Source organism: Methylophilus sp. DMC18 (genome assembly GCF_056314005.1).
This window is the reverse complement of the sequence record NZ_JBQUZE010000002.1, coordinates 275213-299536: the sequence shown is the minus strand read 5'-3', so window position 1 is coordinate 299536 and position 24324 is coordinate 275213. Positions and strand designations below refer to the sequence as shown.

The 24324-nt window shown below is 52.2% G+C and carries 27 protein-coding genes and 1 tRNA gene; 8 read left to right on the top strand and 20 right to left on the bottom strand.

Features of this window, described 5'->3' with window-relative positions; translation table 11 throughout:
* Positions 1-65 precede the first annotated feature (65 nt).
* Positions 66-1928, top strand: coding sequence for a tetratricopeptide repeat protein (locus tag ACT53G_RS05355; RefSeq protein ID WP_476168888.1), 1863 nt, complete (start codon positions 66-68; stop codon positions 1926-1928).
* On the opposite strand, the gene ACT53G_RS05350 is transcribed toward ACT53G_RS05355, so the two are convergent.
* Positions 1925-2758, bottom strand: a complete 834-nt coding sequence (locus tag ACT53G_RS05350; protein WP_275355641.1) for an HDOD domain-containing protein — start codon at positions 2756-2758, stop codon at positions 1925-1927. The genes ACT53G_RS05355 and ACT53G_RS05350 overlap by 4 nt on opposite strands.
* Positions 2759-3007: 249 nt before the next feature.
* On the opposite strand from ACT53G_RS05350, the gene map reads away from it, so the two are divergent.
* Positions 3008-3802 (top strand): type I methionyl aminopeptidase, encoded by a 795-nt coding sequence (gene map / locus ACT53G_RS05345; protein WP_275355642.1) that lies wholly within the window; start codon positions 3008-3010, stop codon positions 3800-3802.
* Between the two features lie 27 nt (positions 3803-3829).
* Positions 3830-6406, top strand: a complete 2577-nt coding sequence (locus ACT53G_RS05340) for a [protein-PII] uridylyltransferase (RefSeq protein WP_476168887.1) — start codon at positions 3830-3832, stop codon at positions 6404-6406.
* A 5-nt stretch (positions 6407-6411) separates the two neighbouring features.
* On the opposite strand, the gene ACT53G_RS05335 is transcribed toward ACT53G_RS05340, so the two are convergent.
* The 5 genes from ACT53G_RS05335 to ACT53G_RS05315 form a co-directional block, all read right to left on the bottom strand.
* On the bottom strand, positions 6412-6699 hold the full coding sequence (locus ACT53G_RS05335; protein WP_476168886.1) for a cupin domain-containing protein: 288 nt from the start codon (positions 6697-6699) through the stop codon (positions 6412-6414).
* Between the two features lie 89 nt (positions 6700-6788).
* Positions 6789-7064 (bottom strand): cupin domain-containing protein, encoded by a 276-nt coding sequence (locus ACT53G_RS05330; RefSeq protein ID WP_194748017.1) that lies wholly within the window; start codon positions 7062-7064, stop codon positions 6789-6791.
* A 68-nt stretch (positions 7065-7132) separates the two neighbouring features.
* Positions 7133-7222: transfer RNA gene (locus ACT53G_RS05325), tRNA-Ser, on the bottom strand.
* Between the two features lie 25 nt (positions 7223-7247).
* On the bottom strand, positions 7248-7781 hold the full coding sequence (gene def / locus ACT53G_RS05320) for a peptide deformylase (RefSeq protein WP_275355647.1): 534 nt from the start codon (positions 7779-7781) through the stop codon (positions 7248-7250).
* A gap of 21 nt (positions 7782-7802) precedes the next feature.
* Positions 7803-8558: an S-methyl-5'-thioinosine phosphorylase gene (locus ACT53G_RS05315; RefSeq protein WP_194748021.1), complete on the bottom strand. Its 756-nt coding sequence runs from the start codon at positions 8556-8558 to the stop codon at positions 7803-7805.
* 67 nt (positions 8559-8625) lie between these two features.
* Between ACT53G_RS05315 and hpnC the strand changes: the two genes are divergently transcribed.
* From hpnC to hpnE, 3 genes are read left to right on the top strand one after another with little or no spacing between them, the layout of a single operon-like run.
* Positions 8626-9495 carry a squalene synthase HpnC gene (gene hpnC, locus ACT53G_RS05310; protein ID WP_476168885.1) on the top strand — a complete coding sequence of 290 codons (870 nt, stop codon included), beginning with the start codon at positions 8626-8628 and terminating at the stop codon, positions 9493-9495.
* Positions 9492-10334 (top strand): presqualene diphosphate synthase HpnD, encoded by an 843-nt coding sequence (hpnD, locus tag ACT53G_RS05305; RefSeq protein ID WP_275355651.1) that lies wholly within the window; start codon positions 9492-9494, stop codon positions 10332-10334. The genes hpnC and hpnD overlap by 4 nt, the downstream gene beginning before the upstream one ends.
* Positions 10331-11683 carry a hydroxysqualene dehydroxylase HpnE gene (gene hpnE / locus ACT53G_RS05300; RefSeq protein WP_476168884.1) on the top strand — a complete coding sequence of 451 codons (1353 nt, stop codon included), beginning with the start codon at positions 10331-10333 and terminating at the stop codon, positions 11681-11683. The genes hpnD and hpnE overlap by 4 nt, the downstream gene beginning before the upstream one ends.
* Positions 11684-11701: 18 nt before the next feature.
* On the opposite strand, the gene ACT53G_RS05295 is transcribed toward hpnE, so the two are convergent.
* Complete coding sequence (locus ACT53G_RS05295) at positions 11702-11977, bottom strand: hypothetical protein (RefSeq protein ID WP_275355654.1); 276 nt, start codon at positions 11975-11977, stop codon at positions 11702-11704.
* Positions 11978-12245: 268 nt separating this feature from the next.
* Between ACT53G_RS05295 and ACT53G_RS05290 the strand changes: the two genes are divergently transcribed.
* The gene (locus ACT53G_RS05290; RefSeq protein ID WP_476168883.1) at positions 12246-12557 is read left to right on the top strand and encodes a hypothetical protein; all 312 of its coding nucleotides are present in this window, start codon (positions 12246-12248) and stop codon (positions 12555-12557) included.
* Positions 12558-12668: 111 nt separating this feature from the next.
* Here the strand turns inward: ACT53G_RS05290 and radA are convergent, their stop codons facing one another.
* From radA to ACT53G_RS05250, 8 genes are all read right to left on the bottom strand, one after another.
* Entirely contained in the window at positions 12669-14024 is a 1356-nt protein-coding gene (gene radA, locus ACT53G_RS05285; RefSeq protein ID WP_476168882.1) for a DNA repair protein RadA, read from the bottom strand.
* Complete coding sequence (gene alr / locus ACT53G_RS05280) at positions 14017-15084, bottom strand: alanine racemase (RefSeq protein WP_275355659.1); 1068 nt, start codon at positions 15082-15084, stop codon at positions 14017-14019. The genes radA and alr overlap by 8 nt, the downstream gene beginning before the upstream one ends.
* Positions 15084-16466 (bottom strand): replicative DNA helicase, encoded by a 1383-nt coding sequence (gene dnaB / locus ACT53G_RS05275; RefSeq protein WP_194748036.1) that lies wholly within the window; start codon positions 16464-16466, stop codon positions 15084-15086. The genes alr and dnaB overlap by 1 nt, the downstream gene beginning before the upstream one ends.
* Positions 16467-16670: 204 nt before the next feature.
* The gene (gene rplI / locus ACT53G_RS05270) at positions 16671-17120 is read right to left on the bottom strand and encodes a 50S ribosomal protein L9 (RefSeq protein ID WP_194748038.1); all 450 of its coding nucleotides are present in this window, start codon (positions 17118-17120) and stop codon (positions 16671-16673) included.
* A gap of 21 nt (positions 17121-17141) precedes the next feature.
* Entirely contained in the window at positions 17142-17375 is a 234-nt protein-coding gene (rpsR, locus tag ACT53G_RS05265) for a 30S ribosomal protein S18 (RefSeq protein WP_024929836.1), read from the bottom strand.
* Positions 17376-17394: 19 nt separating this feature from the next.
* Positions 17395-17673, bottom strand: a complete 279-nt coding sequence (priB, locus tag ACT53G_RS05260) for a primosomal replication protein N (RefSeq protein WP_379076906.1) — start codon at positions 17671-17673, stop codon at positions 17395-17397.
* A 17-nt stretch (positions 17674-17690) separates the two neighbouring features.
* On the bottom strand, positions 17691-18065 hold the full coding sequence (gene rpsF / locus ACT53G_RS05255) for a 30S ribosomal protein S6 (RefSeq protein WP_194748042.1): 375 nt from the start codon (positions 18063-18065) through the stop codon (positions 17691-17693).
* A 119-nt stretch (positions 18066-18184) separates the two neighbouring features.
* Positions 18185-18517 (bottom strand): hypothetical protein, encoded by a 333-nt coding sequence (locus ACT53G_RS05250; protein ID WP_275355669.1) that lies wholly within the window; start codon positions 18515-18517, stop codon positions 18185-18187.
* 233 nt (positions 18518-18750) lie between these two features.
* Here ACT53G_RS05250 and epsA point away from each other — a divergent pair, with 233 nt between their 5' ends.
* Positions 18751-19530: an XrtB/PEP-CTERM-associated transcriptional regulator EpsA gene (gene epsA, locus ACT53G_RS05245; RefSeq protein WP_275355671.1), complete on the top strand. Its 780-nt coding sequence runs from the start codon at positions 18751-18753 to the stop codon at positions 19528-19530.
* 1 nt (position 19531) lies between these two features.
* Here the strand turns inward: epsA and ACT53G_RS05240 are convergent, their stop codons facing one another.
* The 5 genes from ACT53G_RS05240 to ACT53G_RS05220 are packed head-to-tail and all read right to left on the bottom strand — an operon-like array spanning position 19532 to position 24208.
* On the bottom strand, positions 19532-19957 hold the full coding sequence (locus ACT53G_RS05240) for an RNA-binding S4 domain-containing protein (protein WP_338654596.1): 426 nt from the start codon (positions 19955-19957) through the stop codon (positions 19532-19534).
* A 3-nt stretch (positions 19958-19960) separates the two neighbouring features.
* Positions 19961-22126, bottom strand: coding sequence for a Lon protease family protein (locus ACT53G_RS05235; RefSeq protein WP_476168881.1), 2166 nt, complete (start codon positions 22124-22126; stop codon positions 19961-19963).
* Positions 22127-22600 carry a molybdenum cofactor biosynthesis protein MoaE gene (locus ACT53G_RS05230; RefSeq protein WP_476168880.1) on the bottom strand — a complete coding sequence of 158 codons (474 nt, stop codon included), beginning with the start codon at positions 22598-22600 and terminating at the stop codon, positions 22127-22129. It lies immediately after the preceding gene.
* A 1-nt stretch (position 22601) separates the two neighbouring features.
* Positions 22602-22859, bottom strand: a complete 258-nt coding sequence (moaD, locus tag ACT53G_RS05225) for a molybdopterin converting factor subunit 1 (RefSeq protein WP_275355676.1) — start codon at positions 22857-22859, stop codon at positions 22602-22604.
* Entirely contained in the window at positions 22856-24208 is a 1353-nt protein-coding gene (locus ACT53G_RS05220; protein WP_194748054.1) for a DNA recombination protein RmuC, read from the bottom strand. Before ACT53G_RS05220 ends, moaD begins: the two co-directional genes overlap by 4 nt.
* Positions 24209-24324 lie beyond the last annotated feature (116 nt).

The following is a 24324-nucleotide window of genomic DNA, read 5'->3' as shown; positions in this document are numbered from 1 at the left end:
ACCTTAATCCGCCATCCATCCATTTAAGGTCGCCCGCAATCGCTTGAAGTGTTGCCAGTTATCCCATGAACAATGAAGCCATTGCAAAACTGCTGAAACTGATTGCTGCCGATCCGCAGAAGTGGGATGCCTATCAGAAGCTGGCAGGCCTAATGCTGCAAAACCAGGAGTTTCATGCGGCTGAGCAATATTTGCTGCAAGCGATCAGTTTGCGGCCTGACCTGCTGGAACTGCGAGTGCAGCTAGGCAACCTGCATATGCGCACACAACAGTTCAAGGCGGCGCATGAGTGCTACAAACAAGCCATTGCCCTGGATGCCAAACAGGCACAGCTTTATTACCTGGATGCACGCGCACTGAAAAACCTGGGTAGAACACAAGAAGCCATTTTGCGCCTGCGTACCGCCATCAAGCTTGACCCGCAACGACTACCCGCTTTTACCGAATGTACTGACCTGATGCTGCAACTGCAGCAAGTCGACCAGGCAGCCAATGTTTTACGACAGGCAGTGGTGGCGCATCCGGAGCATGCCCATTTTCACTATCGTCTGGGGGTGTTATGCATGCAACTGCAACAGACAGACGATGCACTGTTATGCATGAACGAGGCGATCCGCATACAGCCTGACTTTGCCGATGCCTATCATCAGCGCGCCTTGATTCTGCAATCACAGGGCAAGCCACAAGAGGCCGTGCTAAGTTTTGATGAAGCTATCCGCTATCAACCGAATTTGCATTTACCCTACAACAACCGTGGCGTGGTGTTATGCCAGCTGGGGAAGTACACTGAAGCGATTGCCGATTTCCGCCTGGCCTTGCAGTTGAACCCTGGGTATGCGGCTGCCCAATGCCACCTGGGCTTGGCGCTGTATGAAAACAGGCAGCACGATGAGGCTTACGCCTGCCTGGAGACGGCGCTTAAATTGGCGCCGAATCATGCGCAAGCCAGATATACCATGAGTATGCTGCGATTGGCACGCGGAGAATTCGAAGCCGGCTGGCCGCTGTATGCGGCGCGTTTTCAAGTGCTTGCGGACAAACACCGGCCAGATTTAAACTTGTTATGGTCATCAGCAGGCGCTCTGGTCGGCAAAACCATTCTGATCTGGGCCGAGCAGACGTTGAGCGACACCCTGCAATATTGCCGTTACCTGCCTATGGTTCAAGCCTGCAAACCTAACCATCTGGTATTGGCCGTCCCTGAGGCTTTATTTGACCTGTTTAATGAGTATTGGGCGCATGACGCAACGATTCTGGTCGTTTGCCAGGATGGACGTAGCCTGCCGCATTTTGACGTATTCTGCCCCATGCTGAGCTTGCCAGCGGTGTTTAACACGCAACTGGATACGATACCAGCCAGCTTGCCTTATCTGGGGGTAGAGGCACGCCACAGTGAACCCTGGCAACAATTACTGGGGCCGGGCCGTCGGTTGCGCATCGGGCTCAACTGGTGTGGCGAGGCGACGAACAAATATGATCAGTGGCGCAGTATTCCGCTCTTTCTGATGGCGCCTCTGCTGAATATGGAAGTCGAATGGCACAGCTTGCAAAAAGAGTTCAGGCGCGAAGACCATATCATGCTCAAACGGTTTCCCATGCTGGAATGTCATCACCCGGAATTAATAAACTTCACCGCCACTGCGGGGCTGATCATGCAAATGGATCTGGTGATATCAGTCGACACGGCCGTCGCGCATTTGGCTGCGGCCTTAGGCAAAGAGGTCTGGTTATTACTGCCGCAACATGCCCATTTCCGCTGGTTACAACAGCGCGAAGACAGTCCGTGGTATCCAGGCATGCGCCTGTTCAGACAGGGGGATGACGAAGCCTGGGAGCAAGTGATTGACCGGCTACATCAGGCTGTCACCGATGTGCTGGCCCAGCGTCATGAGCGCCTGATCGCAAGCGAACAAGCCGCACAAGACTAATGTTGTGGCACGCCGACGATATGTTTGACCCGCTCAACATCAACATGCAGCAACTCGGCAATATCTTTGTAGTCATCGGGCAAGGCGGCATTATCCCAGCCGTCGGCAGAATGTCTGGCCAGATTCACGGCTAACTGCACATTACGCACCCTGGGCAGGTCTGCGCGCGCCTCGTCCATCAGGTCACTGAGCAATGGCGGCAAGTTAAAGACCTGCACCAGCTCGGCCTGTAACTCCAGCAATCTGAAACCCAGCACCTCTTGTTGAACAACCCGGCTACGCAAGGTTTTATCTGCGTCCTGGCGCTGGCTGATTTCGCCCATCGCATCCGGGTTAAAGCACCACATGAGCATTTCGGCAAAATCATGCAGCGAGGCTGCCACCCTCACCTCTTCTGCGTGCAAATCCATCAAATGCGAAGCAAACTCTGCGGAAAAATAACCGGCACGGTGAGCCCGTATCATGAGCTTGAGCAAATCGATCAAGGCGGACATATGCTCATGCAGCACATCTTCCACATGCGGAACAGTAGGAATCTGCGCGAAAAACGTGCCAGTGCCCATCATGATAATTGCCTGCTCGACCTGTACCAGGTCCTGTAACTGATGACGGCTGCGATGATTATTGGCGTACGCCAACACCTTGAACATCATGAGCGGATCATTAATGACCACACGGGTAATGTCACGGGCGCCCGTTTCATCTTCACGCGCCTGTAATTGAGCGATCTCTCTGGCCGTCTGCCGCAAGACCGGAATCTCTGCCGCCTTAAAAAAAGCCACCCAATCTTTAACGGTGCGGTTGGCTCTTGCTTCGGTGAGTGTCACCATAAGTGTGCTCCAGCTAAAATCATGCCCGAGTATAAATCATTGCCATCAAGTGCCATGTCGGGATCAATTACACTAATGCCAGTCAGTTTCTTTTATGACTCAACTCTATTAACGGCGTTCTTGCGCATTCCTTGAGCGAAGTAGGCCAAACATCATGACTGCTATGTGTCTATGTTAGAATGTTGTTTTAGTTAATGATTCCGAAAGCCTGTCTGGGAAACGGATTAACGTAAGAGCGGTCACTCGTTTATGGCAATTGTTCTGCATACCCCCGAAGAAATTGAAAAAATGCGCATCGCAGGTCGTCTGGCCTCAGAAGTGCTGGATTACATCACACCGTTTGTCGTGGCGGGGGTGACCACCAACAAACTGGACCAGCTTTGCCATGATTACATCGTCAATGAACAGCAAGCGATCCCGGCCCCATTAAACTATGCACCAGATGGCCATGCACCCTACCCCAAGTCTATTTGCACCTCGATTAACCAGCAAATCTGTCATGGGGTCCCTAGCGAAAAAGAGCTGAAAAATGGTGATATCGTCAACCTGGACATCACAGTCATCAAAGACGGCTATCATGGCGATACGTCACGCATGTTTATGGTCGGCAGTGTCTCACCACAGGCCAAGCGGCTGTGCGACCTCACCTACCAAGCCATGTGGCGCGGCATAGAAAAGGTCAAGCCTGGTAACACGTTGGGCGATATTGGCTATGCGATTCAGTCATTTGCCGAAAAAAATGGTTACAGCATTGTGCGTGAGTTCTGCGGCCATGGCATCGGCAAAAAATTTCATTGCGAACCCCAGGTGTTGCATTATGGCAAACCCGGGGCAGGCTTGACGCTCAAGCCTGGCATGATTTTTACCATCGAACCCATGATCAATGCTGGACGCCGCGACATCAAATTCATGCCGGATGGCTGGACCGTGGTCACCAAGGACCGTAGCTTGTCGGCACAATGGGAGCATACCGTACTCGTCACTGAAGAGGGCTTTGAAATCATGACCGTCTCAGCGGGTACGCCAGCCCGGCCCACGCTCTAAGGCACGCATGTCGATGGTCAGTCCCGCATGACAGTCATTGGCAAGGAACATCTCAAGCATTGGCGAGCGTCAGTACAACTGACACGTCAACAACTGGCCGATGCTTATCTGGCCAAGCCGCAAGCCAAACGCCTGCTACAACAACATACGCGCTCACTCGATCTACTGCTTAAACAGATTTGGCAGGCTTATGCCCTGCCAGACAGTGCTTGCCTGGTTGCGGTCGGCGGCTATGGCCGTGGCGATATGTTTCCCTACTCGGACATTGATTTGCTGATCCTGATGCCGGAAAACAGCGATGCTGCGCTACAGACGCTGGTTGAATCGCTGATTGGCACCTTGTGGGATATTGGTCTCAATATCGGTCATAGCGTGCGCAGCCTCAAAGAGTGCCTGGACGAAGCGCAGCTGGATGTCACCATCATGACCAACCTGCTGGAAGCCCGCTGGCTGAGCGGAGACAAAAAAACTTTCCAGTCCCTGACGCAGTTACTGCATGCACAGCTGGACCAAGCCCGTTTTTTTGCTGAAAAACTGCGTGAGCAACAAATCCGTCATGCCAAATTTCATGACACGGCTTACAACCTAGAACCCAATGTCAAAGAGAGTCCAGGCGGCCTCAGGGATTTGCATATGGTTCTTTGGGTCGCGCAAAGCCAGGGCTTGGGCAGTGATTGGAACGCGCTTGCCCAGGCGGGGTTATTAAGCCGGCATGAAGCCATTCAACTCAAAAAACACGAACGTTTGCTGCAAAATCTGCGCATCCGCCTGCACCTGATGGCCAAGCGTCGGGAAGACCGCCTGGTATTCGACTTTCAAAACACGCTGGCGGAGCAGATGGGCTATGAGACCAATCCGCAAAAACGTGCCAGCGAACAGTTAATGCAAGGCTTTTACCGGAGTGCCAAAGCGGTCATCATAGAAAATGAAGTCCTGCTGAAATTACTGCATGCACGCATTCAGCCAGAAACCAAGCCGCCGCAAGCATTAACAGAAGACTTTAGCCTGTCTCAGGGCTTGCTAAGTGCAAATGCGCCAGACCTGTTTCAACGCAAGCCAGAAACCATCTTGCAATGTTTTCAACTCCTGCAACAATACCCGGAAATTACCGGCTTTAGTGCGCCGCTCGTACGTGCATTGCAGGCGGCACAGCCGCTGATCAACCATCAATTCAGACAACGCGCCAATCACAAAGCCTTATTCCTGCAGATTTTGCACAGCCGCGAAGGTGTGCACCGCAGCCTGCGACGCATGAACCGTTATGGCATCCTTGGCCGCTATATCCCGGTATTTGGCCGCGTCATCGCACAAATGCAGCATGATCTGTTTCATGTCTATACGGTAGATGAGCACACGCTGAATGTCTTGCGCAACCTCAGACGCTTTGCCAAACCCGATTTGAGACACGAATTTCCGCTGTGCAGCCAACTATTTAATGCATTCAGCCAGCCACATTTGCTCTATCTGGCGGCCATTTTTCACGACATTGCCAAAGGCCGTGGCGGCGATCATTCGCTGCTGGGCACCCTGGACGCGCGCCGATTCTGCAAACAACATGGCTTAAGCAAAACGGATACAGAGCTAGTCGCTTGGCTGGTTGAGGCACATCTAAAACTGTCCAGCACGGCACAAAAAAGTGATTTATCCGACCCCGATGTGATTGAAGCCTTTGCGCATCTGGTGGGGACAGAATATCGCCTGACAGCGTTGTACTTACTGACGGTGGCCGACATTCGTGGCACCAGCCCGAACGTGTGGAATGCGTGGAAGGCCAAGCTGCTCGAGAGCCTGTTTTTGCAAACGCGGCGAGTGCTGCAACAATCACTGAATACCGAAGCCCAGCTCAGCTTACGCAAGCAGGAAGTGTTGCAGAAACTTAGCAGTTTCAACCTCAAAGAGTCTTCCGTCGCAGCCCTGTGGCAAGCCTTTGGCAATGGCTATTTCAGTCGTTTTGACAGTGATGAAATCGCCTGGCAAAGCCGCTTACTGATTCCGCATCTCAATACCGAACAAGCCATTGTGCGTGCCCGGCTCAGCCCCAAAGGGGATGGCATTCAGGTGATGATCTACAGCCGAGATCAAAAAGAGATTTTTGCCCGTATCTGCCATTTTTTTGACAGCATGCAATACAACATTGTGCAGGCCAAGATTTACACCACCGCTCACGGCTATGCCCTGGATAACTTTATTGTGCTGGAACCTGAAACACGGCAGATCAGCTATAACGGCTTATTGAAGCATATTGAACAAGGGTTGAATACGCAATTGATCAGCCATGAGGCGATTCCCGCGCCAATTCGCGGCCGGGTCAGCAGGCAAGTCAAACATATGCCGATTAGCACGCAAGTGAGTTTTAAAGCCGTGCCCAATCCACAGGACGCAGACCAGCCTTTTCAACAGCTGGATATCATCGCCAATGACCGCCCAGGATTATTGGCCAGTATGGCGCTGATTTTTCAGCAACATGGCATTGCATTACATAATGCCAAGATCAATACCTTGGGCAACCGGGTAGAAGATAGTTTCTTGATCTCTGCGTGTAATAACGGCCTGCTTGATGCAACATCCATCACCAACTTGACGCAAGCACTCCATCAAATATAGCCAGCTCACTCAAAATGGTAATGCTTTTTCAACGGCTGTTTGACTTCCCACACACAATCCAGCCCACTGGCAAAGGTGACTAAGTCACCCGCCCCAAAATTCACCGGCTCGCCATCTTTAGGTGTCACGGTCACCTCCCCCTGCAAGATATAAGCAATCTCGCTAGTGCTATATTGCCAGGGGAAAATAGAGACTTCTTTTGACCAGGTTGGCCACTGATCTACTCCGAGTAAGGCCAGTCTCTCTGAAGAGGGACGCTCGACCTTAATTTGATTCACTGGATGATGACTCATGTGTATTCCTTTCCTGCTTACGGGAACGGAGGCCCATCAACAAAAAACCCTGCCGGATTGACAGGGTTTTCATCATACGCCCACTTCAATTAAAAGTGTTTGTAGTGTTTTTTCAATTGCTTGACCACTTCCCACTGGGATTTCAGGCCTTTTGGAAACTCTACGTAGTCACCCGCTTTGATGGTAACAGTTTCGCCACCAGCTGGCGTCACTTTGAATTCACCTTCCAACACATAGGCTTTTTCAGTCATGGTGAAGTCGAGTGGGAATTTTGATGGAGGGCAATCCCAAATGTTCCAGCTGGACACGCCCAGCTCGTTCAATTTCTCTTGGGATGGGTTGCTATCGATAATGATTTGAGCCATGACGGTTCCTTCATGTAAATATAAAAAACTGCAAATAGAAATGCCGCAAAACTGCGGCATTTCATGTCTGGCGGAAGAGGTGAGATTCGAACTCACGGAGGGCGTGAACCCTCGACAGTTTTCAAGACTGTTGCATTAAACCGCTCTGCCACTCTTCCCGAAAGCGCGCATTATAGCAAACAATCAGTCATCTGGAAGCGTTATTCCAGGAAAAAGTACATCATTAAAGCCAAATTTTGTCAGATCACGGATACGCATGGGGTAAAGCACACCAAATAAGTGGTCACATTCATGCTGGACCACCCGCGCATGAAAGCCGCTCACCGTGCGGTCAATCACGTTACCTTGCGGGTCAAAGCCACGGTAATGCAGGTGCTGATAACGCGGCACCAGGCCGCGCATGCCAGGCACAGACAGACACCCTTCCCAACCCTCTTCTTCTGCCTCATCCACAGGTGTGAGTTCGGGGTTGATCAAAATCGTAAAAGGCACGGCTTCGGCATCCGGATAACGCGGATTGGCACCGACGCCGAACATCACCACCTGCAAGCTGACACCAATTTGTGGCGCGGCAATGCCTGCGCCCTGCATGTGCGTCATCGTGTCGTGCATATCCTGAATCAAGGCATGCAACTCGGGCGTATCAAACTCGGTGACCTTGTCTGCTACCCGGTAAAGTATAGGCTCGCCCATTCTCAGCACAGGTTTGACTGCCATTTCTGCTCCTCTGACTGCCGTTTAAGCCACAGAACAATCATTATCTGACAGGTATTGCGCAATGACGGCACGGACTTTATCCATGGTTTGCTGCAGCAAAGGCATGACCTGCTCAAACTGGATAGATTGTGTACTATCGCCGCGACCAGCCGCAAAATTGGCTACCGGGCAGATGGCCGCATAAGACACGCCCAATTCACGCGCCAATACCGCTTCCGGCATGCCGGTCATACCGACAAGGGTGGCACCATCCCGCTCATAGCGGTCTATCTCTGCGGCGGTCTCTAGCCGCGGCCCTTGCACGCAAGCATACACACCGCCATCCACCACGCTGCAGCCCACATCGGCAGCGGCTTTGAGACAGCGTTCACGCATGGCTTGTGAATAAGGTTGTGTGAAGTCTACATGCCGCACAGGCAGCTCTATGCCATCGTGATAGGTGTTATTGCGGCCATAAGTGTAATCAAGTATCTGGTTAGGCAAGACGATATCTCCCGGGATCAGATTACGCGTAATGCCGCCCACCGTGGCCACTGCAAGCAAATCACAGACGCCGACCGAATGCAGGGCCCAGACATTGGCCCGGTAATTGATCGCATGTGGCGGAATCGTATGCCCACCACCATGACGGGCTAAAAACACCACCTCTTTGCCATTGATTTCGCCAAAGACTAAGGGCTGCGAAGGTTCCCCATATGGCGTGCGTACGATCAAGCGCTTAGAAATGTTCAAATTATCCAGTGCGGTGAGCCCAGTGCCCCCAATAATGCCTAACATAAGTTCTCTTTATGATTGTTCATCTGCAAGGCGTAAGCGTATCATGGATTTATGGCATACTTAAGCCATGCATGCCTTTTCCAAGCCCGCCCAGCCCCAACCTAGCCTGACACTTGCACACACGCATTACGAAAACTTTCCGGTTGCATCCTTGCTGTTACCGGCCCATTTACGTCATGCAGTGACGGTCATTTACCAGTTTGCGCGCGAGGCAGACGATATTGCAGACGAAGGCAACGCGAGCGAAATAGAGCGCCTGCAAGCCCTGCAGGCTTATGAAGATGAGTTATTATTGATTCAGGCCTATATACAGCCCTCACAGCCATTGTTTCAATCGTTGCAAGCGGTGATCCGGACTCACACTCTCGATGTTCAACTGTTAATCGACCTCATCGATGCTTTCAAACAGGATGTGGTGAAAACCCGTTATGCTAACTTTAAGGAAGTACTGGATTATTGCCGCCGCTCGGCAAATCCGGTCGGCCGCCTAATGCTGCAATTGTATGGCAGTGACAGCACGCAACACCGGCTGTGGTCCGATCAAATATGCAGCGCGCTGCAACTGATTAACTTTTATCAGGACATTGCGCTAGACCTGCAAAAACATGGGGCCGTCGGACGGATTTACCTGAGTCAGGAGGACATGCTGGCGGCGGGCATCAGTGAGCAGGATTTGCGTGCACAACGGCTGGACAGCCACTGGCAACAGTTCTTTTTGACACAAGTGGGGCGTGCTGAGGCCATGTTAAAGGCTGGCAAACCGTTAGGTCGCGCCCTACCTGGACGGATCGGTTTTGAGTTGCGCATGATGATTGCCGGTGGCGAACGTATCGTGCATAAATTAAAATCCTGTCGTGGCGATATTTACCATCACCGCCCGACCTTGAAAGCCTATGATTGGCCACTGATTTTGCTGAAAGCCCTGTTTAAACAATGACGCCGCAACAATATTGCCTGCAAAAAACCCGTGAAAGCGGTTCCAGCTTCACGCTGAGTTTTGCTTTTTTACCCAAAGCCAAGCGCGAGGCGATGACGGCGCTGTATGCCTTTTGCCGCGAAGTGGATGATGTGGTGGATGAGTGTACCGACTACCAGATCGCCCAAACCAAGCTTGGCTGGTGGAAACAGGAAGTTGAGCGGCTGTTTCATGCCACGCCGCAACATCCTGTGACGAAAGCCTTAGAGCCCGTCATCAAAACCTATGGTTTGCAAGAAAGCCATTTCATTGAAATCATCGATGGCATGCAAATGGATACGCAATACAATCGCTATGCGGATTTTGAACAGCTGGGCCTGTACTGTTACCGTGTAGCAAGTGTGGTCGGCTTGCTGTCAGCGCAAATTTTTGGCTATAAAAATCCGGCAACCTTGCAATACGCGCATGACTTGGGCATGGCGTTTCAACTGACCAATATCATCCGCGATGTCGGCGAAGATGCGCGGCGCGGACGCATTTATATTCCACTGGATGAGCTGGAGCGTGACAGTGTCACCGAGCAACAACTGCTTAATAGCGAAGCCACGCCGCAAACGCAGGCCTTGCTGCTCAAGCAGATTGCCCGCGCAGAACTGTTTTATGACAAAGCCCTGCAGCAGCTCCCGCCAGAAGATCGGAAAGCCCAATTACCAGGATTGATGATGGCGGCCATTTACCGAACACTGCTGCAGGAAATCAAACAAGATCCCAACCTGGTACTTAACCATAAAATTGCGTTACCGCCATTTAGAAAGCTCACCTTGGCGCTGGGCGCCTGGTTTAAATCCCGCCGTTCATGAGTGCAGTGTTATCCAGGGCTAGTCAGAAAACATCCCCAACCGTTAGCGCCACCGCGAAGCTTCGCAGAGTAGCGGTGATTGGCGCCGGTCTGGCCGGGTTGTCTACGGCCTTGCGCTTAGGTCAGCAAGGCTATCAAGTATGCGTCTTTGAGGCCGCCCCGCAGGCAGGTGGCCGTGCACGTGGGGTATCGCACTCTTCAACCACGCTGGATAACGGCCAACATCTTTGCCTGGGCGCCTATCATGCCACGCTGGCCTTGCTACGCGATGCCGGCCTGGATCACAGGCATGTGTTCAGGCGCTTGCCGCTGGCATTGCACATGCACGATGGCCAGCATCGTATTTCGCTGGTCACCCCAGAATGGCTACCCGCCCCGCTGCATCTGCTGTGGGGGTTAATCACCGCGACTGGACTGGACTGGCAAAGTAAATGGCGCGCCATCTGCTGGATGCGGCAGTTACAAAAAACCGCTTTTACGCTTGCGCAGGATATGCCGGTATCCGGCTTACTGGCTCAAGCACAACAAACGCCACTGGCGATCAAGTACTTGTGGGAGCCCTTATGCCTGGCTGCACTGAACACGCCGCTAGCGCTTGCCAGTGCACAGGTATTTTTAAATGTACTCAGGGATAGTTTTCAGCATCGTCGTCAGGACAGTGACTTTCTAGTGGCCAGATCTGATTTGTCCACCGCCCTTATTCAGCCGCTGTTAACGCAGTTACAAACACAAGGGGTTGCAGTCAGGCTGGGGACCACTGTCACCGCCATCGAGGCTTTTGAGCATGGTTGCAAACTGACGCATCAGCAACAAGAAGTGTTTGATGCGATGGTGCTTGCGGTCGGACCACACCAACTGAAAACCATCGCAGGCGCACCTACGCTGCCCTGGCGCGAGTATCAACCCATTACCACCATTTACCTGCAATTCAGCGATCAGGTGCGCTTGCCGTACCCCATCATGGGCTTATGCGGCGGCTGGGCACAATGGGTGTTTGACCGCGGGCAGTGCTGTGACCAGGCCGGCTTGCTCGCAGTAGTCATCAGTGCGCATGCGCCCTTTGAGATGGACAAGGCCGTCCTGGTCACACATTGCCTCAATGAGATTAATGCTGCGCTCGGCAACTACGACATGGCATTGCAGCAAACGCCTCTGTGGACAAAAATCATCACAGAAAAACGCGCCACCTTCAGTTGCAGCCCGGCTTTAAAGCGACCTGGCCCTCAAACCGCACATGCCCGCATCTTTTTAGCCGGAGACTATGTCGCGAGCCCTTATCCGGCCACCATAGAAAGTGCGATCCGTAGCGGCGAGGCCGCTGCGCAAGCAATTGCGCGATTACTGGGCTAGCAGCGCCAAGACAGGCGATTAGCCTTTACACACCACCGCCAGGTGATTATTCGCTGGTCTGTAAATCCCATCACCGCTATCAGGGAATGTTTCGGTGTAAGACAAACGTTTGTCTAGCTCATACCCCCCGGCACACTGTTCACCCGCCTTGCGCTGGCATTGCTCCCAGGTCGTGTTGAATTCACTGCATGTCAGGGTATAGCCCGTTTTACCATTGTTGCCTGTATATTGCTGCGGGCTGACACTGGCACAAGCCGTCATTAACAGTGGCAAAAGAAAAATGATTTTTTTCATTATTTTTTCTCCTTTAATACATATCGTCATCTTATTGTCATATTTTTGTGAATCTGACTTTATTTTGGCCTACATTTTGTAGGAATAGTTGCATTAAATTTTTATGACAATTACTTTTATATAAATTAAAATTATTGGTGATGCACGCGATCTCTGCTCTGTATCGAACTCGCTACAAATGCCTACAAAATGCGCGGCCTTTGTAACTGACATAACCCAGTGGGTTTTTTATACTGTTTTCAATGTCATTGATTGAAAGGAGTTAAGCATGAAATATGCGACCGTCATGGCCACCGGCTTATTCGTCCACATGTCAATCTTCGCTTCAGATATATTACCGACAGAAGATTACGCAAACCTGACAGGGGAAAAAGTACGCATCCTCAAACAACTGGGCGAACATGCAGAGTGCATCCGTTTGGCTGATAACGAGCAGGCTTTGCGCGATTGCCAGGAGAAACTGAGCCAACACCAACTCACCCAGGATCCACTCGCGCGGGACCTGTCTGTAAAACAAAGAACAGCCAGAAATATAGAAAAATTAAAGACAGATAACCCGAATCAAAACGAGTTTTTTTGACACGGCCATCAAGCCGCTTGAGTGAACCGACTTCCCTGTGGTTGCCTACCCTCTTCTGGGCAACCTCATCCTTAGGCAACGATAGGACTCCCATCTATCGTTGCCATTTTTTTATGCACGCATGACGTCTATGGCATGTTCCAGCCTATCCACGGCCTCAACCTGCATACCGGCAATGCCGCCTTTGGGCGCATTTGCTTTGGGGATAATGGCATGGGTAAAGCCCAGTTTGGCAGCTTCCTTAAGACGTTCCTGGCCCCGCTGCACGGGCCGCACTTCGCCAGCCAAGCCCACTTCACCAAAGACAATCAGCTTGTTTGGCAACGGTTTGTTTTTCAACGATGAAACAATCGCCAGTAACACTGCCAGATCCACCGCAGGTTCACTGATTTTGACACCACCGACGGCATTGATAAATACATCCTGGTCATAACAGGCCACGCCTGCATGTCGATGCAACACTGCCAGCAACATAGCCAGCCGGTTCTGCTCCAGACCCACACACAAGCGCTTGGGATTGGGCGCATGTGCCGTATCCACCAACGCCTGGATTTCGACCAGCAAAGGCCGTGTGCCTTCTTGCGTGACAGTGATACAAGAGCCAGGTACTGGTGATTCATGGTGCGATAAAAACAAGGCGGAAGGATTGCTGACTTCGCGCAGACCCTTTTCGGTCATGGCAAACACACCGAGTTCATTGACCGCACCAAACCGGTTTTTAAACGCGCGAATCAGCCTGAAACTCGAATTCTGGTCGCCCTCGAAGTACAGCACGCTGTCGACAATGTGCTCCAGCACACGCGGGCCCGCCAGCGAGCCTTCTTTGGTCACATGACCAACCAGAATCATGCTGATCCCAAGTTGCTTGGCCACCCGAGTGAGTTGCGCAGAACATTCACGCACTTGCGCCACCGAGCCTGGTGCAGACTGCAAAGCCTCGGAATACACGGTCTGAATCGAGTCTATCACCACCACGTCCGGCTGATGCTGCTGCAGTACCTGGCTGATTTTTTCGAGATTGATTTCCGCCAGCACATCGACCTGGCTCGCATCCAGCCCCAGGCGATGTGCCCGCATGGCAATCTGCTGCGCAGACTCCTCACCGCTGATATAAAACGCTTTGAGCGATTGCGAAACGTTGCACACGGTTTGTAGCAACAAGGTCGATTTACCAATGCCAGGATCGCCACCGATGAGGACCACACCGCCCGCCACCAGCCCGCCCCCCAGCACCCGATCAAACTCGGTAATGCCGGTCGCCTGACGGGACACATCCTGCGCTTCAACATCAGCCAGTTTTTGTAATTGGGCCGTTGGCGCCAGACTGGCAAACCGGCTTGTCGTTGCCGCTTCTGGCACCGTCTCTACCAGCGTGTTCCAGGCATGGCAGCTCGGGCACTGCCCTTGCCACTTAGGCTCAGTGGCACCGCATTCGGTGCAGGTGTATTGTGTTTTTGCTTTAGCCATAGTGCTTGAACGGGACCCTGGCGGTGACCGCACATAATAATTCGTAGCCTATGGTCCCCGCTGCTTGCGCAACCTCATCTACAGGGACTTGCTCACCCCATAATTCCACAATGCTGCCAACGGTTGCGTCAGGGATACCGGTGACATCTACCGCCAGCATATCCATAGACACGCGCCCTAGCGTACGGGTCAATTGACCATTAACGGCAATCGGCGTCCCTGTTGGCGCATGTCGGGGATAGCCGTCGGCGTAACCACAAGCGACAATCCCGACCTTGGTCGGCTGATCTGCGGTAAACAAGCTGCCATATCCGACACTTTCCCCGGCCTGAATTGACTGCAAGGCAATAATAGCGGACTGCAAGGTCATGACAGGTTTCAGGCCCAGCATGGAAGCATGCTGGTCGGCAATCGGCGAGGCACCATACAACATGATCCCAGGCCGCACCCAATCGGCATGGGTTTGCGGCTGCTGAATCACGGCAGCCGAATTCGCCAGGGAGCGCGCATAAGGCTGATTGGCCATGACCGCCTCCACGGTGTGCATGGCCTGCTCAACGCCATCCGCGAGATCCGCATTGGCAAAATGCGTCATCATGACGATCTCGCACACATTGGCGCATGCAGCAAGAGCAGATAACGCCTGCGGATACTCGGCTGGCGACAAGCCAAGCCTGTGCATGCCGCTATCTAACTTGAGAAACACTCGAATGGGGGCACTCAATGCGGCCTGCTGCAACCAGGCAATCTGCTGCATCTGGTGCACGACAATATCCAGCCGGTATCTGTCGACCTCAAGCAATTGCTCGGGCGCAAACACCCCTTCAAGTAACAATATGGGCTGCGTATAACCCGCTTCACGCAACGCGATGGCTTCACTAGGATTGAGCACAGCGAAAGCATCTGTTTCGCTGAGCCCTTGTGCCGCATTGAGCAAACCGTGACCATAAGCATTAGCTTTGACAACGGAGATGATCTTCGCAGCTGGCGCGTAACGTTTGACCTGCGCCAGATTGTGTCTAAGCGCAGCTAAAGACAGATGAGCAACAATCGGACGCATTAATACTCGTCCGGCATGTAGGCCGCGTTCGCATAGTCGGCAAAACGCGTATGCGCACCCATAAAGGTCAAGCGCACCCGGCCAATCGGGCCGTTACGCTGTTTGGCGATAATAATCTCGGCCGTGCCTTTTTCAGCACTGTCCGGGTTGTAATACTCATCGCGATACACGAACATGATCAAGTCAGCATCTTGTTCAATCGCGCCGGATTCGCGCAAGTCACTCATCACCGGGCGCTTGTCTGGCCGTTGGTCCACGCTACGGTTAAGCTGCGAAATCGCAATCAGCGGCACATTGAGTTCTTTGGCCAGCGCCTTCAGCGAACGTGAAATTTCTGAAATCTCGGTTGCACGGTTTTCGCCCTGACGGCCGGCTGGTGAGCTCATCAACTGCAAATAGTCAATCACAATCAGACCAAGTTCGCCTGTTTGCCGATGCAAGCGACGGGCACGCGCCCGCACGTCAAAGCTGCTTAAACCGGCCCCTTCATCAATATAAATCGGCGCCTCGTTCAATTTACCCAGCGCGGTGGTGAGCTTTTCCCAGTCCTCATCCTCAAGGTTACCGTTACGCATTTTGTGCTGATCGAGGCGGCCAATTGAGCCGATCATACGCGTGGTCAACTGCGTCGCCCCCATCTCCATCGAGAAAATAGCGACCGCTTTATTGGTCTCAAGCGCGACATTCTCAGCAATATTAATTGCAAACGCGGTCTTACCCATGGACGGACGACCGGCAATAATCACCATGTCACCGCCTTGCAGGCCTGAAGTCATGGAGTCAAGATCGGTAAAGCCGGTGGGGATCCCCGTCACATCAGAATGATTTTCGCGTGAGTACAGGTAGTCAATGCGGTCAGCCACTTGTGGTAAAAGCACTTGCATGCCCAAAAAGCCCTGGCTCTTGCGGTTACCACCCTCGGCAATCTGGAAAATCTTGGCTTCGGCTTCATCCAGTAACTGCTGTGCATCGCGACCATTCGGTTGGTAAGCACTTTCGGCAATATCAGTGCCCACTGCAACCAATTGGCGCATGACAAAGCGCTCATGCACAATTTCGGCATAGCGGCGGATATTGGCAGCGGTGGGCGTATTTTGCGCCAGCGCACCCAGATAAGCCACACCACCAACCGTGGTCAACTCACCACTGTTTTCAAGCGATTCAGCAACCGTCACAATATCGGCTGGCTGGTTGCGCTCAATCAGCCGTGCAATATGTTCATAAATCAATTTATGGTCATGCTGGTAGAAATCCTGAGGGGCCAGAATATCGGCAATCTTGTCCAGCGCTTCGTTATCCAGCAACAGGCCGCCCAGCACGGACTGCTCAGCTTCAATGGAATGTGGAGGGAGTTTTAAGAATTCGAGTTGTTCATCAGCCATCTGGCGATTATACCGAAAAGCTGACTGGCATTTTTGGGTTTCAGAACAGATGAAAGATTAAAAATACTTTAGCCACAGAGATCGCAGAGGAGACAGAGAAAAACCTCATGTACTTTATTGGTACGTTATCAAATAACGCTTTGTGGCAAAAAAGCAAAAAGGCTACCGAAGTAGCCTTTTCCTGTCATGCATGCAGATGCCTGATTAGGCTTCTGGCGTCACAGTCACAGTGATATCAACCACTACGTCGTGGTGCAATGCCACGCTCACAGCGAAATCACCAATGGTCTTCAGTGGGCCGTTAGGCAGGCGCACTTCCGCTTTTTTCACTTCGTGGCCTTGTGCTTGCAAGCCTTCCGCGATGTCCATGTTAGTCACGGAACCGAACAGACGGCCATCCACACCCGCCTTTTGAGCGACTGTCAGGACAAAACCAGCCAGTTTTTCGCCACGCGCTTGTGCTGCGGCCAACAGGTCTGCCTGTTGTTTTTCCAACTCGGCACGCTGAGCAGCAAACACTGCCTTGTTCGCTTCGGTCGCGCGTTTTGCTTTACCTTGTGGGATCAGGAAGTTGCGGCCGTAACCGTCTTTCACTTTAACCACGTCACCCAGGGAACCCAGGTTTGCTACTTTTTCCAATAAGATTACTTGCATGTTGTTCTCCTAAGCCGCCGATTAACCTGGGTGTTTGTCTGTGTAAGGCATCAGCGCCAGGAAACGTGCGCGTTTTACCGCGGTTGTCAATTGACGTTGGTATTTAGCCTTGGTACCAGTCATACGGGCTGGGATGATTTTGAAGTTTTCAGAAACGAAATCTTTCAACAGATCTACGTCTTTGTAGTCAACTTCTTTGATGCCTTCTGCGCTAAAACGGCAGTAACGGCGACGTTTGTACATATCTCTTGCCATTTGAAACTCCTTAAATTCTTTAATACTGTATTCGCTGTAACTCTTGTATGTGCAGTACCACTTGTGTGCTTTTTGCACTGCGCTGTGCCAGAAAACCCTTCACTTTGATCTGATCGCCGCTTTGCAATGGCAGATTGGCTTTTTCACCAATAATCACTGCGGGTAACTGACACTGCACCTTCCGATTCATCCCAGCCTCTAGCTGCTCTGAATCATGTTGCAATTGCAATCGCAACAAGGGCAAGCCCGCCGGTGTGTATCGCAACGTTTCAACTGCTTGAACCGTCGCTGCAATCACCAGCGTATTCACAACACTTAAGCAGCCGCCTCTGTGCTAGCAGCAGGTGCGTCACCAACGATGGTTTTGGATTTTTCCTCTTTCATCATTGGGCTTGGTGCGGTGACCGCTGTTTTCGTCGCGATGGTCAGGTGACGTAATACAGCATCATTAAATTTGAAGCCATGCTCCAACTCTTCCAGCACTTCTTGGCTGCACTCGATGTTCATCAACACGTAGTGTGCTTTGTGTACTTTTTGGATTGGATAGGCAAGTTGACGACGGCCCCAGTCTTCCAGACGGTGGATGTTGCCGCCATTACCTGTGATTTGTGCGCGGTAACGCTCAATCATCGCAGGCACTTGTTCACTCTGGTCAGGGTGAACAATAAACACGATTTCATAGTGTCGCATGAGATTTCCTTATGGTTAAAGCCACCTTCGGATCAAACTTAAGAATGCCTGATCAAAGTGTGGCAAGGTTGCAAAGCACGCGATTATAAACCCTTTTTGAAGGATTGATCAAGAACCGATTATGTTTTAGGCGGATTCTCTAGGGATTTGTCTTCTTTTGGCAGGTAATAAGGGTCAGCGACGTAGCCAGGCCCTTTCATGATAATGATCACGATCAGGCCTATCATGGCGGCACCGATAAAGAACCAGAAGGTAAACAGCAAGCCCAAAAACATGGAGTTGCGTTCCAGGTCATGGGCCAGCAAATCGCCTGACTGCCACCAGTCATAAGCAATCGGGGCAGCAAACACCACGCTCCCCAATAGCCACCATTTAGGCAGTTTCTTGAGCAGCTGCCATTCTTTATAGCTAGGGTAACGCACGCCACCAGGAAGTTTTTTCAAAATACCCATGAATGTCTGGACCTTAAAGCCATCTCATCTCGCCAGCCTTATTTTACCTTAAGGCCCCAAGTAGTAGGAAAACGATGTGGCCAAATCGTTCAACCCTTGCGCCATCTCAAGCATATCCCTTTGCATGGATTCACTCATGCATGGTTAAAGAATTGCCAGCCTATGCCGTAAAACCCTTAAACCATGAAACATCGGGCAATGCTGCCCTGCTCATTACCGTTTGAGGTCATTGCATGCTGGTACAAAAAAAACAAACCCACTGGGAAGGCATTTTGCAAGCCATACAGAAATCATATGCGATTAAACGGCATATTGAATTCTTTCAATGGCTGAAACAAGATATTCATCCGCTGATGCGACATGATGCACTATTGGCAGCGTGGGGCGACTTCAGCACCGGTGAACTGCATTTTGATGTCTCTTCTGCAATCCCGGAAATGTCTACCCAGCGCTTACTGGAAGACTCTGCCATTGTGAACTACCTGATGTGCAACCTGTACAAACGCTGGGTAGAAAACGACGAAAAATGGTTTGTGATTAACCGTTTTGATGCCACGGGCATTCATGCACAGTCGCCCAACCCGTTCACGCAGCAGTTGATAAAAATGCATTCGCTCATGGTGTATGGCGTACGCGATACCCGTGGCAAATCAGACTGTATTTATGTGTTTTTTGACCGCACCAAAGAGTTTCATGTGCCAGACCAGATGCTGGGCATGATCATGCCGCACCTGGATGCGGCGATCCGCCGTATTGGACACCTGAAACCGGTGATTAAAGACGAGGACCTGCTGGACAGTATGGCGCAAGGCGGGTTATCAGACCGCGAGCAGGAGATTCTGCATTGGGTGCGTAGTGGCAAAACCAATCTGGAGATAGGCATGATCCTGCATATCAGTGCCAATACGGTCAAAAACCATCTCAAACGCATTTTCCAGAAACTGGATGTTTCTTGCCGGGCACAGGCGGTGGCAAAAACCGGCCTGAGCAATGGCGCCCGCAGGCCAAGCTAGACTAACCGCGTCCAGTAAAGCGCTGAATCTCGCGCATTTGACGCTTGGTCGGACGCCCCATGCCACGGTCGCGCTCGGCAAAATGCTCCGCACCGCTCTCTTTCATCTGCTGGCGTATTCGTTGGCTTTCTTCAGTCTCGCGGTATAGCAAGGCGGCTTCGGGCGCGCCGCGCCGTACATTACTGAGCGCCAGCACTTCCACCTCTATCTGCATATCCTTGTTTTTAATACTCACGCGCATGCCAGGCTTCATTTCGCGTGCATTTTTGGCGCGGTCACCATCAATGCGCACCTTGCCGGCATCGACGGCGTCGGCCGCCAGACTGCGTGTTTTAAAAAAACGGGCGGCCCATAGCCATTTGTCTAGTCGGCAACCGTCGTCTTTTTCTGGCGGTGCCTCTTGCTTGCGGTGATGCGTGCGTGGCATAAATCAAAAATGTTGATGGTCTTGTTGTTGCTGGATATAGGCCATACGCGCCTGATTACGTTCCAGCGTTTGCCGGTAGCTGGCGAGTGCAGCTTGCGCGCGTGCCATGAGCGTATCACCCTGATAGGTGCCATCCGCCTCTTGCACGCCGGCTTCGCAGTCGGTCAGATGGGCAATGCCTTCCAGCACATGGTCAATGGCAATAATTTTGAACATGCCATTATTCACGGCAGTGACGACGGTCTCATCCAGCAACAGGTGACGCTGGTTACGTTTGGGGATAATGACGCCCTGCTCGCCGTTCAAGCCCAAGGCCTGACAGACGCGGAAATAGCCCTCGATTTTTTCATTGACGCCACCAATCGGCATCACTTCACCAAACTGATTGAGGGCGCCGGTGACGGCCATGCCTTGCTTGATCGGCAAGCCGGTCAGCGCAGATAACAGCGCAAACAATTCGGCACAGGAGGCAGAGTCGCCTTCTACGCCGTTATATTCTTGCTCAAACACCAGCGAAGCGTTCAGGCTCAACGGTGCCAACGCCCAAAAACTGGCACTGAGCCAGTTTTGCAGAATATAAATGCCTTTGTCATGCGTGGGGCCGCTCATATTCACTTCGCGGTCAATATTGATCACGCCACTGCGGCCTGGATAACAACGGGCGGTAATCCGGATAGGCGAACCAAAACTGGCATCGCCCAACTCGATATGCGTGAGGCCATTGACCTGCCCGACCACACTGCCATGCACCTGAATCAATAACTCATTATCAATAATCGAGTCACGAATCTGTGTTTCAAAAAACTGCTGACGCAACAAGCGCGCAGACAGGGCCTGCTTGACATGCGCATCGGTCACCAGACGTGCTTCAGCAGCCACCGCAGCACTCTCATGCATGAGCTGATCCAGATGCACAAAGCGCGTACTGATACGGCCTTGGTCCTCTTCCAGCCTGTGCATGAACTGCAACAGCACATTCACCGCCGCGCTCGTAAAATGCGGCATCACCTGTTGCTGGCATTTACGCGCAATATAGCCGGCCACCCAGGCATAATTGTCTAGTGTGGCGGCAACGCGGTCCTCAAATTCGACTTTTACCGGAAAGAAGTCAAAGAAATCGGGCTGTGCTTCAAGACAGTCGTAATAATCTTCGCGGCTGGCAATCATGACAATTTTGACATGGACCGGCAAGGCGCCATGACGATTGCCACCAGCCCCTTGCTGCGCATGGTTTGCCCAGTCTTCAATCTGCACCTCGCGGTTACGCATGAGACGGTAAAGCTTTTCGAGCAAGGCGCTGCCGTTGCCTTCGTCTTGCATCAGATCACGCAAATGCAGCAGCAACATGCCTCCATCGGCCTGGTGCACACTGCCGGCACGCAAGCGTAAGAACTCCGGCCATTGAGCCGACTCTCCTGCAGCGGTTTCCAGCATGCCAAACAAGGCGGCAAAGCCGGGATCTTTGTCTTCCACCACAGGCTGCTTGATGCCGGAGGTGAGGTTAGCGCGCTGATCGACCAGCAGATTTACCCGAAAACGCGATAAGAAGCCGTCATTGACCAAGCCGTCAGTGCCGCTGTCGCCCTCACTGCCGACTTGCTGCCAGGCTTGCAGATACCCCAGCACCTCGGGTTTGATCAGATTAAAAAATGGCGATAACTTGGCGCTGCTTAATTGCGAGCGCAAACCATCCACGCGCTCCTCAAGCCAGGTTTCGGCCTGCGAAAAATTGACCTGGCCATTGGCATCCACCCATTGCTGCATCTCTGCCACCAGCGACTTGATAAACGACTCCATCACAGTCCGCAATTGGGCGCCCAGCCCGGCCGGCAGCTTGATGTAGTTGGCGCAGGATTGCTGGCTAAAATCATACAGCGCCACCAGGTCGGTCAGCGTGGTATCAATCCCGGTCATGGCAGAGGCTTTCATCGCCGCCAGTGTGAGTCCGGCACGACCGGAACCAGGCGTCCCCAGCACCAGCACATTACAACCATCCTGTTGCAGCGACAGGCCCATCATCAGTGTTTTCTGTGCTTCTGGCTGTAGTTTCCAGCCGTAGTCGGTCAGGCTAAGCTCACTCGCATTCAGCAGGTCTGCGGTGGACTCAAATGACATGGGTGACAGTTTGTAGGAAACGGTCATTTCTTCAGGACTGAGGACTTGCATCATTTAGGGCTGTTTCCATTGTTGTTTTGCTTGTTCATCAGAGGCACGGGCTTCTACCCAGTGTTCGCCAAACGCGCCGATTTCTTTTTTCCAGAACGGCGCATCGGTCTTTAAATAGTCCATCATAAAGGCACAGGCTTCAAAGGCTGCCTGGCGGTGCAAGCTGGTAGCAGCCACCAGCACAATCTGCGCCTGAGCAGCCAATAGGCCGACACGGTGGATGATACGCACCCCGAGCAATGGCCAGCGACTTGCCGCCTGTTGCGCAATACTCTGCAAGGCCTTTTCTGTCATGCCAGGATAATGTTCGATTAACATCTGGCTTAGCTGACCTTCACTGGCGTGCTCTCTTACCCAGCCGACAAAATTCACCAGCGCACCTGCTTCTGGCGAGGCTAGGCGCAAGCGCTGCAACTCGCTGGCCAGGTCAAAATCCTCAGACTGAACAGAAATATCCAGAAATGGTGGCTTGCTCAAATCAGCCTCCGGTCACAGGTGGAAAAAACGCCACCTCATCACCTTCATCAAAGGTTGCCATATCGTCGACCAGTTCATGATTAATGGCCGCACGCACTACCCCGCTGCCGTTAAACAGTTTTTGCCAGGTCTCGCCGCGGCCAGACAACCAGGACTTGAGTGCGACGATGGTTTCTATCTCATCCGGCAGCTCAACGTCTTCAGAGGAGTAATTCACCACCTCTTTGATGCGTGCAAAATATAAAATGGTGATCTTCATGTAGGGGTGCTCTTTCCAACCTCGTCTAATTCGTCCAGCAATTCCAGCGTTTCCAGACCAGCCTCTGCCAGCTCGACTTTTTCAATTTGGGCGAAGCGTCTGGAAATCTTCTGACTGCTGATATGCACGTCTTGCGCATTTTCATGCGCCTGCCGGATATTATCAGCCAGTTTTTTCATGCGGGTATCAAAGCGGTCAAAATCTTTACTTAATTTGCCCAGCTCGTCTTTGATGATATGCACCTGTTTGCGCATCTCCACATCTTTGAGCACTGCGCGTGCCGTATTGAGCACCGCCATCAGGGTGGTCGGCGACACCAGCCACACGCGTTTCTGCATCGCGTAATCGACCACATCCCTATGATAGGCATGAATCTCGGCAAACACCGCTTCAGCCGGGATAAACATGACCGCGCCATCGGAGGTCTCGTTGGCGATGATGTATTTGCTGCTGATATCATCAATGTGTTTTCTGATGTCGGCCTTGAACAGCTTGGCGGCTTGCGCCTGCACCAGATCGCCCTGGCTGCTATCTATCATGCGATGGTAGTTTTCCAGCGGAAATTTACTGTCAACGGCCACTGTGCCAGTTGGCTCGGGCAAAAATAAAGCACAGTCCACGCGTGCGCCGTTACTCAGCGTATGTTGCATGGCAAAACTGCTATTGGGCAAGACATTGCGGATCAGCCCTTCCAGTTGCACTTCCCCATAAGCACCGCGGCTACGCTTATCCCCCAACAGCTCCTGCAAACTGACCACATTCACACTGAGACCATCAATTTTCTTTTGGGCCTCATCAATGGTGGCCAGCCGCTCCATCACACTCACAAAGGTCTCATTGGTTTTTTTGAACCCTTCTTCCAGGCGAATAGACACCTTGCCACTCATTTCCTCCAGGCGGCCATCGACGACTTTGGTCAGTGCTTCAATGCTTTGCGTCAGGCTTTGAGTCGTTGTTTGCAAGGCGGTTTTAAGCAAGTTTTGCTGGGCAATGCCCTGCTCCGACAAGCCATTACGCAAGCTCAGGCTGAGTTGTTCAGTGCTCTGGCTCAAGTGGTCGCGCTGGGCAACCTGTAACGCCTGCATCGCTTCACGCGTCGCGGTCAGCTCTTGCGACAATTGCGCCCGCAAACGGTCTTGCTGGTCGGTATTCAGGCTTTGCAAGCGATCAGCCAGATGATTGAGTGACTGGTGCATCTCCTGCATCATCATGCGGTGTTTCTCTTCGAGCTGCTGCGCCAGTAACTGTGCCAGCGCCTGCTGCGCAGCCTGTTGTTGCCTGCGAGATTGCCACACCAGCATGGCAATAATCACCACTAATAAAAGAAGCTGAATAATTTGAAACGTCATGCAGGCATTATAGCCGATGACTGGGAGGGCCACACTGCCCGGCTGCAAATTCGGCCGCCGGGCGGCAGGCCCATCGCATGCGCCATGCGATCAGAGCAATCAACACGTATTCTCTG